11 protein-coding genes are annotated in these 13625 nt (G+C 67.9%); 1 reads left to right on the top strand and 10 read right to left on the bottom strand.

Features of this window, described 5'->3' with window-relative positions; translation table 11 throughout:
* Nucleotides 1-13: 13 nt before the first annotated feature.
* The 6 genes from mreC to OG266_RS29270 form a co-directional block, all read right to left on the bottom strand.
* Nucleotides 14-958, bottom strand: coding sequence for a rod shape-determining protein MreC (gene mreC / locus OG266_RS29295; RefSeq protein WP_266462294.1), 945 nt, complete (start codon nucleotides 956-958; stop codon nucleotides 14-16).
* Nucleotides 959-1115: 157 nt separating this feature from the next.
* The gene (locus OG266_RS29290; protein WP_266462291.1) at nucleotides 1116-2135 is read right to left on the bottom strand and encodes a rod shape-determining protein; all 1020 of its coding nucleotides are present in this window, start codon (nucleotides 2133-2135) and stop codon (nucleotides 1116-1118) included.
* A gap of 353 nt (nucleotides 2136-2488) precedes the next feature.
* On the bottom strand, nucleotides 2489-2902 hold the full coding sequence (gene ndk, locus OG266_RS29285) for a nucleoside-diphosphate kinase (protein WP_266462288.1): 414 nt from the start codon (nucleotides 2900-2902) through the stop codon (nucleotides 2489-2491).
* Between the two features lie 104 nt (nucleotides 2903-3006).
* Nucleotides 3007-3384: a DUF4233 domain-containing protein gene (locus tag OG266_RS29280; RefSeq protein WP_266462286.1), complete on the bottom strand. Its 378-nt coding sequence runs from the start codon at nucleotides 3382-3384 to the stop codon at nucleotides 3007-3009.
* A gap of 5 nt (nucleotides 3385-3389) precedes the next feature.
* A complete protein-coding gene (locus OG266_RS29275) occupies nucleotides 3390-4919 on the bottom strand; it encodes a folylpolyglutamate synthase/dihydrofolate synthase family protein (protein ID WP_266462283.1) in 1530 nt (509 codons plus the stop codon).
* Between the two features lie 193 nt (nucleotides 4920-5112).
* Nucleotides 5113-7737, bottom strand: coding sequence for a valine--tRNA ligase (locus OG266_RS29270; protein WP_371549188.1), 2625 nt, complete (start codon nucleotides 7735-7737; stop codon nucleotides 5113-5115).
* A gap of 136 nt (nucleotides 7738-7873) precedes the next feature.
* Here OG266_RS29270 and OG266_RS29265 point away from each other — a divergent pair, with 136 nt between their 5' ends.
* Entirely contained in the window at nucleotides 7874-8833 is a 960-nt protein-coding gene (locus OG266_RS29265; protein WP_371549187.1) for a hypothetical protein, read from the top strand.
* A 67-nt stretch (nucleotides 8834-8900) separates the two neighbouring features.
* Here OG266_RS29265 and clpX read toward each other — a convergent pair whose 3' ends face one another.
* The 4 genes from clpX to tig form a co-directional block, all read right to left on the bottom strand.
* Nucleotides 8901-10187 (bottom strand): ATP-dependent Clp protease ATP-binding subunit ClpX, encoded by a 1287-nt coding sequence (gene clpX, locus OG266_RS29260; RefSeq protein ID WP_266462273.1) that lies wholly within the window; start codon nucleotides 10185-10187, stop codon nucleotides 8901-8903.
* A gap of 160 nt (nucleotides 10188-10347) precedes the next feature.
* Nucleotides 10348-11028 carry an ATP-dependent Clp protease proteolytic subunit gene (locus OG266_RS29255; protein WP_371549185.1) on the bottom strand — a complete coding sequence of 227 codons (681 nt, stop codon included), beginning with the start codon at nucleotides 11026-11028 and terminating at the stop codon, nucleotides 10348-10350.
* Nucleotides 11029-11146: 118 nt separating this feature from the next.
* Complete coding sequence (locus OG266_RS29250) at nucleotides 11147-11752, bottom strand: ATP-dependent Clp protease proteolytic subunit (RefSeq protein WP_266464267.1); 606 nt, start codon at nucleotides 11750-11752, stop codon at nucleotides 11147-11149.
* A gap of 438 nt (nucleotides 11753-12190) precedes the next feature.
* A complete protein-coding gene (gene tig / locus OG266_RS29245) occupies nucleotides 12191-13579 on the bottom strand; it encodes a trigger factor (RefSeq protein ID WP_371549183.1) in 1389 nt (462 codons plus the stop codon).
* Nucleotides 13580-13625 lie beyond the last annotated feature (46 nt).

Below are 13625 nucleotides of genomic sequence, written 5' to 3'. Positions count from 1 at the left end.
GGGGGTTCGGCTCCTACTGCTCTTGCTGCTGGCCGTCGACGGGCACGAGCGCCGAGGGGGTGACCGTCACGGTCACCGTCGGCGTGGGCGTTGGCTTCGGTTTCGGCGGCAGCACGGCGTCGCGCGGGTCCTTGCTGGGGGCCTCGACGACTACGCCGACGATGTCGAGCTTCGTGAACGAGACGTACGGCTTGACGTAGATGGTGCGGGTCAGGTCGCCGCCGGAGGGGTCGACGCGGGAGACCACGCCGACCGGGACGCCGGGCACGAAGGGCTTGTCGGCCTGCGAGCCGAAGGTGACCAGACGGTCGCCGTTCTTGATCTTGGCCTTGCCGTTGAGGAGTTCGACGCGGAACGGCTGGTCGCCCTGCCCGGAGGCGAAGCCGAGCTCGTCGGTGGACTCCATGCGCGTGCCGACGGTGAAGTCGGGGTCGTTGGCGAGCAGCACGGTGGCGGTGTTGGGGCCGACGGTGGTGACGCGCCCGACGAGTCCGTCTCCGTTGAGGACGGTCATGTCGCGGGTGATGCCGTCGCTGGAGCCGACGTCGATCGTGACGGTCCAGGAGAAGCCCTGGGCCGCTCCTATCGCGATGACCTCGGCGCCCTTGATGCCGTACTGGCCGGCGCCCGCCGTCTTCAGCATCTTGTCCAGCTGGGTGAGCCGGCTGCTGTTGCGGTCGTCGCTGCCGAGCTTCACCTTCAGGGCCGCGTTGTCCTTCTCGAGCTGGGCGATGCGGTCGTGCCGCTCGCCCGAGTCGCGGACCGCCGCGATCGCGTTGCCGACGGGGTCGACCGCGGACGCCACCCCGTTCTCGATCGGGCCGAAGACCGTGGCGGCGGCCCCCCGGGCACCGTCGACCGGTGAATCCTCGCCACCGCGGATGTCCACCGTGATCAAAGCGAACGCGATGGCGATCAGCAGCACCAGGAGCAGCCGGCTCTCTCGTGTGTCCCTCACGTGCGGCGGCCGTGCCTTCCTTCGTGGGTCAACAGGGGCGCACCCCGAGCAGAAATGCCAAGGGTGTTGAGGATGTTATGGGGGAGCTTATGCCTGAATATCAACGATCCGCCGTACGAGAAGGGTGCATCTCGTACGGCGGAATCGAAGAGTTACCTCATCTGCGCGGCTGGGCGTCCAGAACCTGCTGCAGCGCCTCGAACTCCTCGACGCACTTACCGGCGCCGAGCGCAACGCTGTCCAGCGGGTCCTCCGCGATATGGATCGGCATGCCGGTCTCGCGGCGCAGCCGCTCGTCGAGACCGCGCAGCAGGGCTCCGCCGCCGGTCAGAACGATTCCGCGGTCCATGATGTCGCCGGACAGCTCCGGCGGGCACTTGTCGAGAGTCGTCTTCACGGCGTCGATGATCGAGTTGACCGGTTCCTCGATGGCCTTGCGCACTTCGGCCGCGGAGATGACGACGGTCTTGGGCAGCCCGGACACGAGGTCCCGGCCGCGGATTTCGGTGTGTTCGTCATTGTCGAGGTCGTACGCCGAACCGATCGTGATCTTGATCTGTTCGGCACTCCGCTCACCGAGAAGAAGTGAGTACTCCTTCTTGATGTGCTGGATGATCGAGCTGTCCAGCTCGTCGCCCGCGACGCGGATGGACTGGGCGGTGACGATGCCGCCGAGCGAGATGACCGCGACCTCCGTGGTGCCGCCGCCGATGTCCACCACCATGTTGCCCGTGGCCTCGTGGACCGGCAGGCCGGAACCGATGGCCGCGGCCATGGGCTCCTCGATGATGTGCACCTGGCGCGCCCCGGCCTGGGACGACGCCTCGATGACGGCACGGCGCTCGACGCCCGTGATGCCCGAGGGCACACAGACGACGACACGGGGGCGGGCGAGATAGCGCCGCTTGTGGATCTTCAGAATGAAGTAGCGGAGCATGCGCTCGGTGATCTCGAAGTCGGCGATCACACCGTCCCGCAGCGGACGCACGGCAACGATGTTGCCAGGGGTCCGCCCGATCATCTTCTTCGCTTCCGCGCCGACCGCGAGAATTCCACCGGTGTTGGTGTTGATCGCGACGACGGACGGCTCGTTGAGTACGATCCCGCGACCCCTGACGTACACCAGCGTGTTGGCGGTCCCGAGGTCGACAGCCATGTCACGGCCGATGAACGACATTGAGTTCCCCATCAGGATTCGTCTGGCCTTCCCAAGTGGAGCTTTGACGGCTTTTTAGGACGGCGAGGTGGGTGCAGTGACGTGAAGGCTTCCATCGTAGACGCGCCTGCACGAACACTGCGCGAGGGTCTTCGCCATTGTCAGCAGATGAGACGCCGCCCCGCTCCTGGAGACGGGCCATCGGGGGTACGCGTTCCCCCGATCGGCACGCATATGCCACGGGACGGCCGGAAATCCACGGCCGCCCCAGGTCAGACACCCGAGTGGGGCTGACGCCCCCTCAGAAAGTTTCTCGAAATACTTACGGCCCGGTGCCTGCGGTTCGGTGCTCGGCCCGCTTCGGACCCGGCGGTTCAGCCGCGGCCGGGGAAGAAGATCTTCAGCTCACGCTCGGCGGACTCCTCGGAGTCGGAGGCGTGGATCAGGTTCTCGCGGACGATCACACCGAAGTCGCCACGGATGGAGCCGGGGGCGGCGGCGATCGGGTCGGTGGGCCCGGCGAGCGCGCGCACGCCCTCGATGACCCGGTCGCCCTCGACGACGAGCGCCACGACAGGACCCGACGCCATGAACTCCACCAGCGGCTCGTAGAAGGGCTTGCCCTTGTGCTCGCCGTAGTGCTGCTCCAGCGTGTCCTGGTCCAGCGTCCGCAGCTCCAGCGCGGTGATCTGCCAGCCCGCCTTGCGCTCGATACGGCTGATGATCTCGCCGGTCAGGCCGCGACGGACGGTGTCGGGCTTGAGAAGGACGAGGGTGCGCTGGCTCACTTGATGGCTCCTTCGATCACATGGTGTGCGGGGAACCGAGGCTACAGGGCGTGTCTGGGTGGGTGTTACGCAGCGTCAGGTGGTACGGAGGTACGCGGCCGCCACTACCCCGCGTTGCCCTCCGCCGGAGCCTGCCCCGCGCCCTGTGCCTGCGCCTGGGCCGCGAACCTGGCCTTGGCCTCGTCGATCTTCCGCCCGTAGTGGATGGACGCCCACCACAGGGCCCCGAAGGCCAGTCCCAGGATGAACATCGTCGGCACGATGAAACCACTGGCGACCAGCGCGATCTGCAGGGCCCAGCCGAGCTGGACGCCCCCGGGCCGCGTGATCATCCCGCAGAGCAGGACGCTCAGCGCCATCAGGATCCCGCAGACCGTCAACACCGTGGAGGTCGCCAGATCGGGATCCTTCATCGCGACCAGACCGGCGAACCCGATGACGAAGAACTCGCCGATCAGCGTCGAAGCACAGAGCGTACGCACAGTGTTCAGCCCCTCCCCAGCAGCAGTCGGGCCTCGCCGACGGTGATGACGGACCCGGTGACCAGCACACCGCTGCCGGCGTACTCGCCCTCTTCCTCGGCCAGCGTGATCGCGGCCTCCAGCGCGTCATCGAGCCGCGGCTCCACCTGCACCCGGTCGTCACCGAAGATCTCGACGGCGACACCGGCCAGCTCGTCCGTGTCCATCGCGCGATCACTGGAGTTCTGCGTGACCACGACCTCGGCGAAGATCGGCTCGAAGGCCTCGAGAACCCCTCGTACGTCCTTCTCCCCGCTCGCGCCCACCACACCGATCAGCCGGCTGAAGTCGAACGCCTCGCTGACGGCCTCGGCGGTCGCACGGGCACCGGCCGGATTGTGCGCGGCGTCCAGGACGACGGTCGGCGAGCGGCGTACGACCTCCATGCGGCCCGGTGCGGTGACCGAGGCGAAGGCCTTGCGGACGTTGTCGATGTCGAGGCGCTGGGTGTGCGCGGCGCCGACTCCGAAGAACGCCTCGACCGCGGCGAGCGCCACGGCGGCGTTGTGCGCCTGGTAGGCGCCGTGCAACGGCAGGAAGACCTCCTCGTACTCCCCGCCGAGCCCGCGCAACGTGACCAGCTGCCCGCCGACGGCGACCTGCCGCGCGACCACCCCGAACTCCAACCCTTCCCGGGCCACCGTCGCGTCCACCTCGACGGCCTTCTTCAACAGCACCTGCGCCGCGTCCACCGGCTGCTGCGCCAGGATGACGGTCGCGCCCTGCTTGACGATGCCGGCCTTCTCGGTGGCGATCTCACCGGGCGTTTCACCGAGCCGGTCGGTGTGATCGAGGTCGATGGGGGTCACCACGGCGACGTCCCCGTCGATGACGTTGGTGGCGTCCCAGCTGCCGCCCATGCCGACCTCGACGACGGCGACGTCCACCGGTGTGTCGGCGAACGCCGCGTACGCCATGCCGGTCAGCACCTCGAAGAACGACAGCCGGTACTCCTGCTGACCGTCGACCATCTCGATGTAGGGCTTGATGTCGTTGTACGTCTCGATGAACCGCTCGGCGGGGATCGGCGCCCCGTCGAGGCTGATCCGCTCGGTGATCGACTGCACGTGCGGGCTGGTGTACCTGCCGGTGCGCAGGTCGAAGGCGCCGAGCAGGGCCTCGACCATGCGGGCCGTGGACGTCTTGCCGTTCGTGCCCGTGATGTGGATCGACGGGTACGCCCGCTGCGGCTCGCCCAGCACGTCCATCAGCGCGGCGATGCGGCTGACGGACGGCTCCAGCTTCGTCTCGCCCCAGCGGGTCGCGAGCTCGGCCTCCACCTCGCGCAACGCCTTGTCGATCTCGGGGTCGGCAGGCCGGCCGGGCACGTCGGCCTCCGGCGCGCCACCGCCCTGCGTACGCAGGGTTCGGCTGCCGGCCTCGATCACCGCGAGATCGGGATCCCGGCCGGTCTCGGCTTCGACGATCTCGTCGAAGAGCCCAAACGGATCCTGCGGCTCTGACTCACTGCTGTCGTGCGGGGGAAGCTGGCTCACGGGGTCAGTCTACGGAGGGGTTTTCGCCCCCGCCGCCCCTACCCATTCCCGTCCCCTGGGGGCTGCCGCCCCCAGACCCCCGCCAAAGATTTTTAGCCCCTCCGGCGTTTGAGGAGCGGGGTCTGGGGCGGAGCCCCAGGAACAAGGGACGGGTAGGGGCGGAGGGGGCGAAAAAACCACCCCCCGCCCCCGGTCACGCCTCCGGCAGCCGCTCCAGTTGCTCCTTGATCCGGGCGATGTCCTCGTCCGCCTTGGCAAGCCGCGTGCGGATCTTCTCGACCACCTGGTCCGGCGCCTTCGCGAGAAACGCCTCGTTGCCGAGCTTCCCGTTCGCCTGGGCCTTCTCCTTCTCGGCAGCGGCGAGATCCTTGGCGAGCCGCTTACGCTCCGCGCCGACGTCGATCGTGCCGGAGAGGTCGAGCGCGACGGTGGCACCGCCGACCGGCAGGGTCGCCGTGGCCGAGAAGCTGTCGCCCTCGGGCTGGAGACGCAGCAGCTGCCGGATGGCCGCCTCGTGCGGAGCCAACGCGGTCCCGTCGAGGCTCAGCCGCGCCGGCACCCGCTGACCGGGCTGCAGCCCCTGGTCGGCACGGAAGCGCCGCACCTCGGTGATGACCTCCTGAAGCGTCTCGATCTCCCGCTCGGCGGCGGTGTCACGGAACCCGCTGTCCTTCGGCCACTCGGCGACGACGACGGACTCACCACCGGTGAGGGTGGTCCAGAGCGTCTCCGTCACGAACGGAACGACCGGGTGGAGGAGACGAAGCGTCACGTCCAGGACCTCACCGAGGACCCGGCCGGACACCTTCGCCGGCTCGCCGCCCGCCATGAACGTCGTCTTCGACAGCTCGACGTACCAGTCGAACACCTCGTCCCACGCGAAGTGGTAGAGCGCGTCGGACAGCTTCGCGAACTGGAAGTCGTCGTAGAGCGCGTCGACTTCGGCGACGGTCTTGTTCAGCCGGGACAGGATCCACCGGTCGGTCGCCGACAGCTTCGACGCCTCCGGCAGCGGCCCCTCGACCGTCGCACCGTTCATCAGCGCGAAGCGCGTGGCGTTCCAGATCTTGTTGGCGAAGTTCCGGGACGCCTGGACCCAGTCCTCACCGATCGGCACGTCGGTGCCGGGGTTGGCGCCGCGGGCGAGGGTGAAACGGACGGCGTCGGAGCCGTACTTGTCCATCCAGTCCAGCGGGTCGACCACGTTGCCGAAGGACTTCGACATCTTCTTGCCGCGCTCGTCGCGGACCAGGCCGGTGAGGGCGATGGTCTTGAAGGGGACCTCGCCGTCCATGGCGTACAGGCCGAACATCATCATCCGGGCGACCCAGAAGAAGATGATGTCGTGGCCGGTGAGCAGGACGTCCGTCGAGTAGAACTTCTGCAGGTCCGGGGTCTGTTCGGGCCAGCCGAGCGTGGAGAACGGCCACAGCCCCGACGAGAACCAGGTGTCGAGGACGTCGGTGTCCTGGGTCCAGCCCTCGCCGCTCGGCGGCTCCTCGTCGGGGCCGACGCAGACGACCTCGCCCTCGGGGCCGTACCAGACGGGAATCCGGTGACCCCACCACAACTGCCGTGAGATGCACCAGTCGTGCATGTTGTCGACCCAGTCGAAGTAGCGCTTCGACATGTCGGCGGGGTGGATCGCGACGCGGCCGTCCCGGACGGCGTCGCCGGCGGCCTGGGCCAGCGGGCCGACCTTGACCCACCACTGCATGGACAGGCGCGGCTCGACGGTCGTACGGCAGCGCGAGCAGTGGCCCACGGAGTGGACGTACGGACGCTTCTCGGCGACGATCCGGCCCTGCGAGCGCAGCGCGCCGACGATCGCGGAGCGGGCCTCGAAGCGGTCGAGTCCCTGGAAGGGGCCGTGGACGGTGATGACCGCCCGCTCGTCCATGACCGTGATCGACTCCAGGCCGTGGCGCTGGCCGATGGCGAAGTCGTTGGGGTCGTGGGCGGGGGTGACCTTGACGGCGCCGGTGCCGAACTCGGGGTCGACGTGCGTGTCCGCGACGACGGGGATGGTGCGGTCGGTCAGCGGCAGTTTGATGCGCTTGCCGACGAGGTGCTTGTAGCGCTCGTCGTCGGGGTGCACGGCGACGGCGGTGTCACCGAGCATGGTCTCGGCACGGGTGGTGGCGACCACGAGGGTCTCGTCGCCCTCCCCGTACTTGATGGAGACGAGCTCGCCGTCGTCCTCCTGGTATTCGACCTCGATGTCGGAGATGGCGGTCAGACATCGGGGGCACCAGTTGATGATCCGCTCGGCGCGGTAGATCAACTCGTCGTCGTACAGCTTCTTGAAGATGGTCTGGACGGCCTGCGAAAGACCCTCGTCCATGGTGAACCGCTCGCGCGACCAGTCCACACCGTCCCCGAGCCGGCGCATCTGCCCGAGGATCTTGCCGCCGTACTCTTCCTTCCACTGCCAGACGCGCTCGACGAACGCCTCGCGCCCGAGGTCCTGCCGCGACTTGCCCTCTTCGGCGAGCTGCTGCTCGACCTTGTTCTGCGTCGCGATACCCGCGTGGTCCATCCCCGGCAGCCACAGCGCCTCGAAACCCTGCATGCGCTTACGACGCGTCAGCGCGTCCATGAGCGTGTGCTGGAAGGCATGCCCCAGGTGCAGCGACCCGGTGACGTTCGGCGGCGGGATGACGATGGTGTACGCGGGCTTGTCGCTCTTCGCGTCGGCGGCGAAGTAACCCCGCTCGACCCAGCGCTCGTACAGCTTCCCCTCTACCTCGGCCGGCGCGTACTGGGTCGGCAGTTCGGAGGTGGGCGCTGGAGGCTGCTGCTGAGCGTTGTCGGTCACGGAGTCAGTTTAGAGGCGTCACGGGGGTGTCCCGAAACGCGTTTACTTCGTAACGGTGCGGCCCCCGAGGACGTGCGTCCCTGACCTGTACGCCAGGATGTCAGGAACACATAAGCTTCTGGAGGGGAACCCAGTAATGAGCTACAACCAGCCGGGCCCGTACGGCGGGCAGCCCCAGCAGCCCGGACCGTACGGTCAGCCGGGCCCCTACGGCCAGCAGCCCCAGCAGCCGCAGGCCGCCCCCCAGCCCGGCTATGGGTACCCGCAGCAGGCTCCCCCCGCTCAGCCCGGCTACGGCTACCCCCAGCAGGGTGCCCCGGGCGGCCCGCCGCAGACGCCGCCGTACGGCCAGGCTCCCTACGGCCAGCAGCCCTACGGCGTTCCGCAGCCGCCCCCGCCCGGCGGCGGCAAGAAGAAGACGGCCCTCATCATCGGCGCGGTGGCGGTCGTCGCCGCGATCGCCGTGGGGGCGTACCTGGTCCTCGGCAGCACCGGCAGCAGCTCGGACGTGGCGGACGACGGCCCGCACAAGCTGACCACGCCCGCGAAGGTGCTCAGCGACGAGTACACGAAGGGCAGCAGCTCGGACAGCAGCGGCGGCTTCGACGAGAAGGACCTCAAGACCGCCGAGGACGCCGGCGTCACGGACGCCAAGGACGTGGATGCCGCGTACACGGCGGGCGACGACAGCAACCCGCTGGCGCAGAAGATGCTCCAGTTCATGGGCGTCTACGGCACCGTCGAGGACCCGGAGAAGGCCGTCGACGCCATGTTCGCCGACATGAAGAAGAGCGCGGGCGAGGACGACAGCGAGGGCGAGGTCGTCGGCAGCCCGAAGACCTTCACGCCCGCGGGTCTCGACGGCGCGATCCTCAAGTGCCAGGAGACCAAGTTCACGAACACCGAGGCCGGTTCCACCGATGAGTCCGGCCCCTCGGAGTTCAGCATGCCGGTGTGCATCTGGGGCGACAACAGCACCCTCGGCGTCACCATCTCGATGGACATGGCCAGCATCATGGCGGGCAAGGGCGCCGACCTCGACGCCGCCGCCGAGACAACCGCCAAGTTCCGTAAGGAAGTTCGGGTCAAGATCTGACCCCGCGCGTCAACGACGAAGGGGCCCCGGTCGGTTGACCGGGGCCCCTTCGTCGTAAGAGATCTGCCTACGCCGTCTTCTGCTCGCCCGGGCCGCGGCCCCGCGAGTCCCGCGGGATCAGTGTCGGGTTCACGTTCGAGTGGACGACGTCCGCGGTGATGACGACGCGGGCCACGTCCTTGCGGGACGGGACCTCGTACATCACGGACATGAGGACTTCCTCCATGATGGCGCGCAGACCGCGGGCGCCGGTCTTGCGGAGGATGGCCTGGTCGGCGATGGCTTCGAGGGCCTCGCTCTCGAAGTCCAGCTCCACGCCGTCGAGTTCGAAGAGGCGCTGGTACTGCTTCACCAGTGCGTTGCGGGGCTCGACGAGGATCTGGAGAAGGGCTTCGCGGTCCAGGTTGTGGACCGAGGTGATGACGGGGAGGCGGCCGATGAACTCGGGGATCATGCCGAACTTGACCAGGTCCTCGGGCATGACGTCCTCGAACTGGTCCTTGGCCTCGATCTCCCGCTTCGAGCGGATCGTCGCGCCGAAGCCGATGCCCTTGGCGCCGGCCCGCGACTCGATGAGCTTCTCCAGGCCCGCGAAGGCGCCGCCCACGATGAACAGGACGTTCGTCGTGTCGATCTGGATGAACTCCTGATGCGGGTGCTTGCGTCCGCCCTGCGGCGGGACCGAGGCCGTGGTGCCTTCGAGGATCTTCAGCAGGGCCTGCTGGACGCCCTCGCCGGACACGTCGCGGGTGATCGAGGGGTTCTCGCTCTTCCGCGCGACCTTGTCGATCTCGTCGATGTAGATGATGCCGGTCTCGGCCTTCTTGACGTCGTAGTCCGCTGCCTGGATGAGCTTCAGCAGAATGTTCTCGACGTCCTCGCCGACGTACCCGGCCTCCGTCAGCGCCGTCGCGTCCGCGATGGCGAACGGAACGTTCAGCATGCGGGCCAGGGTCTGCGCGAGAAGGGTCTTGCCGGAACCCGTCGGGCCGAGGAGCAGGATGTTGGACTTCGCCAACTCGATGGCGTCCTCGCGGTTCTGACCCGTGCTGTTCTCACCGGCCTGGACGCGCTTGTAGTGGTTGTACACCGCGACCGAGAGCGCCTTCTTGGCCGGCTCCTGGCCTACGACGTACCCCTCGAGGAACTCGTAGATCTCGCGAGGCTTGGGAAGTTCCTCCCAGCGCACCTCGCTCGTCTCCGCGAGTTCTTCCTCGATGATCTCGTTGCAGAGATCGATGCACTCGTCGCAGATGTACACACCAGGGCCTGCGATGAGCTTCTTGACCTGCTTCTGGCTCTTGCCACAGAACGAGCACTTGAGCAGATCGCCGCCGTCACCGATGCGTGCCACGGTGTGCTTCCCCTTCGCCTGGGAGACGCCTAGGTCCAGCGGCTCCTGGTGCTGCCTTATGTCCGACGGTACCTTGCCTAGCCCCCCGTTCGGGCCCCCCTTGGCGCGGTTCACTTTGTCGTGAACCGCGTCAAGGAGCGGCAGATGCTACAGGGATACGTCAGACGACCGCGTTGTTGTTCATCTTCCGGGTGGAGATGATCTGGTCGATCAAGCCGTACGCCAGCGCGTCCTCAGCGGTGAGGATCTTGTCGCGCTCGATGTCCTCGCGGATCTTCTCGATCGGCGTGGTCGAGTGCTTGGCCAGCATGTCTTCCAGCTGCGCACGCATCCGGAGGATCTCGTTCGCAGCGATTTCGAGGTCCGAGACCTGGCCGCGGCCGGTCTCGCTGTAGGGCTGGTGGATCAGCACACGGGCGTTCGGAAGCGCCATGCGCTTGCCCGGCGTACCGGCGGCCAGCAGGATCGCGGCGGCCGAAGCTGCCTGGCCCATGCAGACCGTCTGGATGTCCGGCTTCACGAACTGCATCGTGTCGTAAATCGCCGTGAGCGCCGTGAATGAGCCACCGGGGCTGTTGATGTAGACCGAAATATCGCGGTCGGGGTCCATCGACTCCAGGCACAGCAGCTGCGCCATGACGTCGTTGGCGGAGGCGTCGTCGATCTGCACGCCGAGGAAGATCACGCGCTCCTCGAACAGCTTCGCGTACGGGTCGTACTCACGCACGCCCTGCGAGGTGCGCTCGACGAAGCGCGGGATGACGTAGCGGGACTCCGCGCGAGGACCGGTGTACTCGGCCTGCGTGCGGGCGAAGAGGCCGCTGCCGGGGTAGTCGTTCACTGTGTCTCCTGAAGAGCCTGGAAAGGGCTGAGGCGGTCGACTGGGGGCGCTGAAGGCCCTGCGCCGCCCCGTGGGGGCGATGGAGAGGCCCGCGCCGCCCTGGGGAGCGCTGAGGGGCTTACGCCGCCCCGGTGCCGCCGCCGCCCGGCATAGCGGCAGCGGTGGGCATGATGTCGTCGATGAGGCCGTACGCCTTGGCCTCGACCGGGTCGAACCAGCGGTCGCGGTCCGAGTCGCGGGTGATCTGCTCCACGGTCTGGCCGGTGTGGAAGGAGGTCAGCTCCGCCATCCGCTTCTTGGTGTGCAGCAGCCGCTCGGCGTGGATCTTGATGTCCGACGCGGAGCCGGCGAGGCCGGCCGAGGGCTGGTGGATCAGGATCTCGGCGTTCGGCAGCGCGAAGCGCTTGCCGGGGGTGCCGGCGCTGAGCAGGAACTGGCCCATCGAGGCCGCCATGCCCATGGCGATCGTCACCACATCGTTCTTGATGTACTGCATGGTGTCGTAGATCGCCATACCGGCAGTGATCGAGCCGCCGGGGCTGTTGATGTAGAGGAAGATGTCCTTCTCCGGGTCGGAGGCAAGGAGCAGCAACTGCGCGGTGATCTTGTTGGCGATGTCGTCGTCGACCGCCTGGCCGAGGAAGATGATCCGCTCGCCGAGCAGCCGGTTGTAGACCTGGTCGCCGAGGCCACCACCGATAGGGTCGCCGGCAGCTGTGGGCATCAGATTCGTCACGTATCCACCTGCTCGTCTTACGACGGCGCCGGGCCGTCTCACGTCTTCGGCTGGGGCGTGGGACCCCGGTGCTGCACCGCCACGGGAGCGGCTGCACACCGCCTCTGGGCGGCTTCGGGGACTCCCCTGCCCTCGTCTTCATGGACCCTAACGCGCGGGTCCCTCCGGGGAATCCCGGAGAAGGAACTGTTCGCTGTGAGCGCATGCGTTGCACTGGCTTGAACGGGGGCTCAGTGGACCCCGGCAGGGGCGCGGGGAACTGCGCGCTCAGCCCCCTGAAGGCCGCAGACGCGTCTGCCACGGGCGGCCCATCGGCGGGTGCGGCCTGTCGTGGGTTGCTCGCGCAGTTCCCCGCGCCCCTGAGGAGACGACGGCCCCCGGGGGCAAGAAGTCCCCGGGGGCCGTCGTGGCGTACTAGTGGGGCGGTCAGGCCTCGGTCTTGTCCTCGGCGGCGTCGCCGTCCGTGGCCTCGGCGGCGACCTCGGTCGCCGTCTCGGTCTCGTCCTCGTCGTCGAGGTCCACGACCTCGCCGTTGGTGTCCTTGACGACGGCGGCCTCGACGACGACCGCGAGGGCCTTGCCGCGAGCGACCTCGCCGACCAGCATCGGGACCTGGCCGCCTTCGACGACGGCCTGGGCGAACTGGTCGGGGGACATGCCGGAGGAGGCGGCGCGCCGCATGAGGTGCTCGGTGAGCTCCTCCTGGTTGACGTTCAGCTTCTCCTTGTTGACGAGCTCGTCCAGGACGAACTGCGTCTTGATGCCCTTGACCGCGGCTTCCTCGGTCTCGGCGTCGAACTCCTCGGCCGTCTTGCCCTGGATCTCGAGGTACTTCTCGAGGTCGAGGCCCATCTGGCCGAGCTGGTGGTGCTCGAGGTTGTGCTTACGGGTGTTGATCTCGTCCGCGAGCAGCTTCTCGGGGACCGGGACCTCGACCAGCTCGAGCAGCTTCTCCAGGACGCGCTCCTGGGCCTGCGTGGCCTGGTCGTACTGCTTCATGTTCTCGAGGCGCTTGCGGCTGTCGGCCTTGAGCTCGTCGAGGGTGTCGAACTCGGACGCGAGCTGCGCGAAGTCGTCGTCCAGCTCGGGCAGTTCGCGCGCGGCGACCTGGGTGACCTTGACGGCGACCTCGGCCTCCTTGCCGGTTGCCGAGCCGCCCTTGAGCTCGGAGGTGAAGGTGGTCTCGCCACCGGCCTCCAGGCCCTTCACGGCCTCGTCGATGCCGTCGAGCAGCTCGCCGGAACCGATCGTGTACGAGACGTCGGAGGCGATGCCGTCCTCCAGCACCTCTCCGTCGACCTTGGCCTCCAGATCGAGGGTGACGACGTCGCCGTCCTGGGCGGCGCGCTCGACCGGGGAGGTCGAGGCGAAGCGCTCGCGCAGCTCGGTGACGGCCTTCTCGACGTCCTCGTCGCTGACCTCGACGGCGTCGACCTCGACCTCGATGCCGGAGTAGTCCGGGATCTCAATGGTCGGGCGGACATCGACCTCGGCGGTGAAGTTCAGCGTCTCGCCGTCCTTCAGCTCGGTGATGTCGACCTCGGGCTGGCCGAGGACGTTCAGCTCAGCCTCGTTGACCGCTTCGGTGTAGAACTTCGGGAGCGCGTCGTTGACGGCTTCCTCCAGCACGGCGCCGCGACCGAACCGCTGGTCGATGACGCGCGCCGGGATCTTGCCCTTCCGGAACCCCTTCACCGTGACCTGCTGGTTGATCTTCTTGTACGCCGCGTCGAGGCTGTCCTTGAGCTCCTCGAAGGGCACCTCAATGCTGAGCCGAACCCGAGTCGGGTTCAGGGTCTCCACGGCGCTCTTCACGGTTCGGTCTCCTTGTGGCTGACTTCTTGGGGGTTCTGCTGCGTGC

It is taken from the genome of Streptomyces sp. NBC_00554 (assembly GCF_041431135.1).
Taxonomy (GTDB): Bacteria; Actinomycetota; Actinomycetes; order Streptomycetales; family Streptomycetaceae; genus Streptomyces.
The sequence above is the reverse complement of the archived record's forward strand: the minus strand, read 5'-3'. Positions and strand labels throughout refer to the sequence as shown.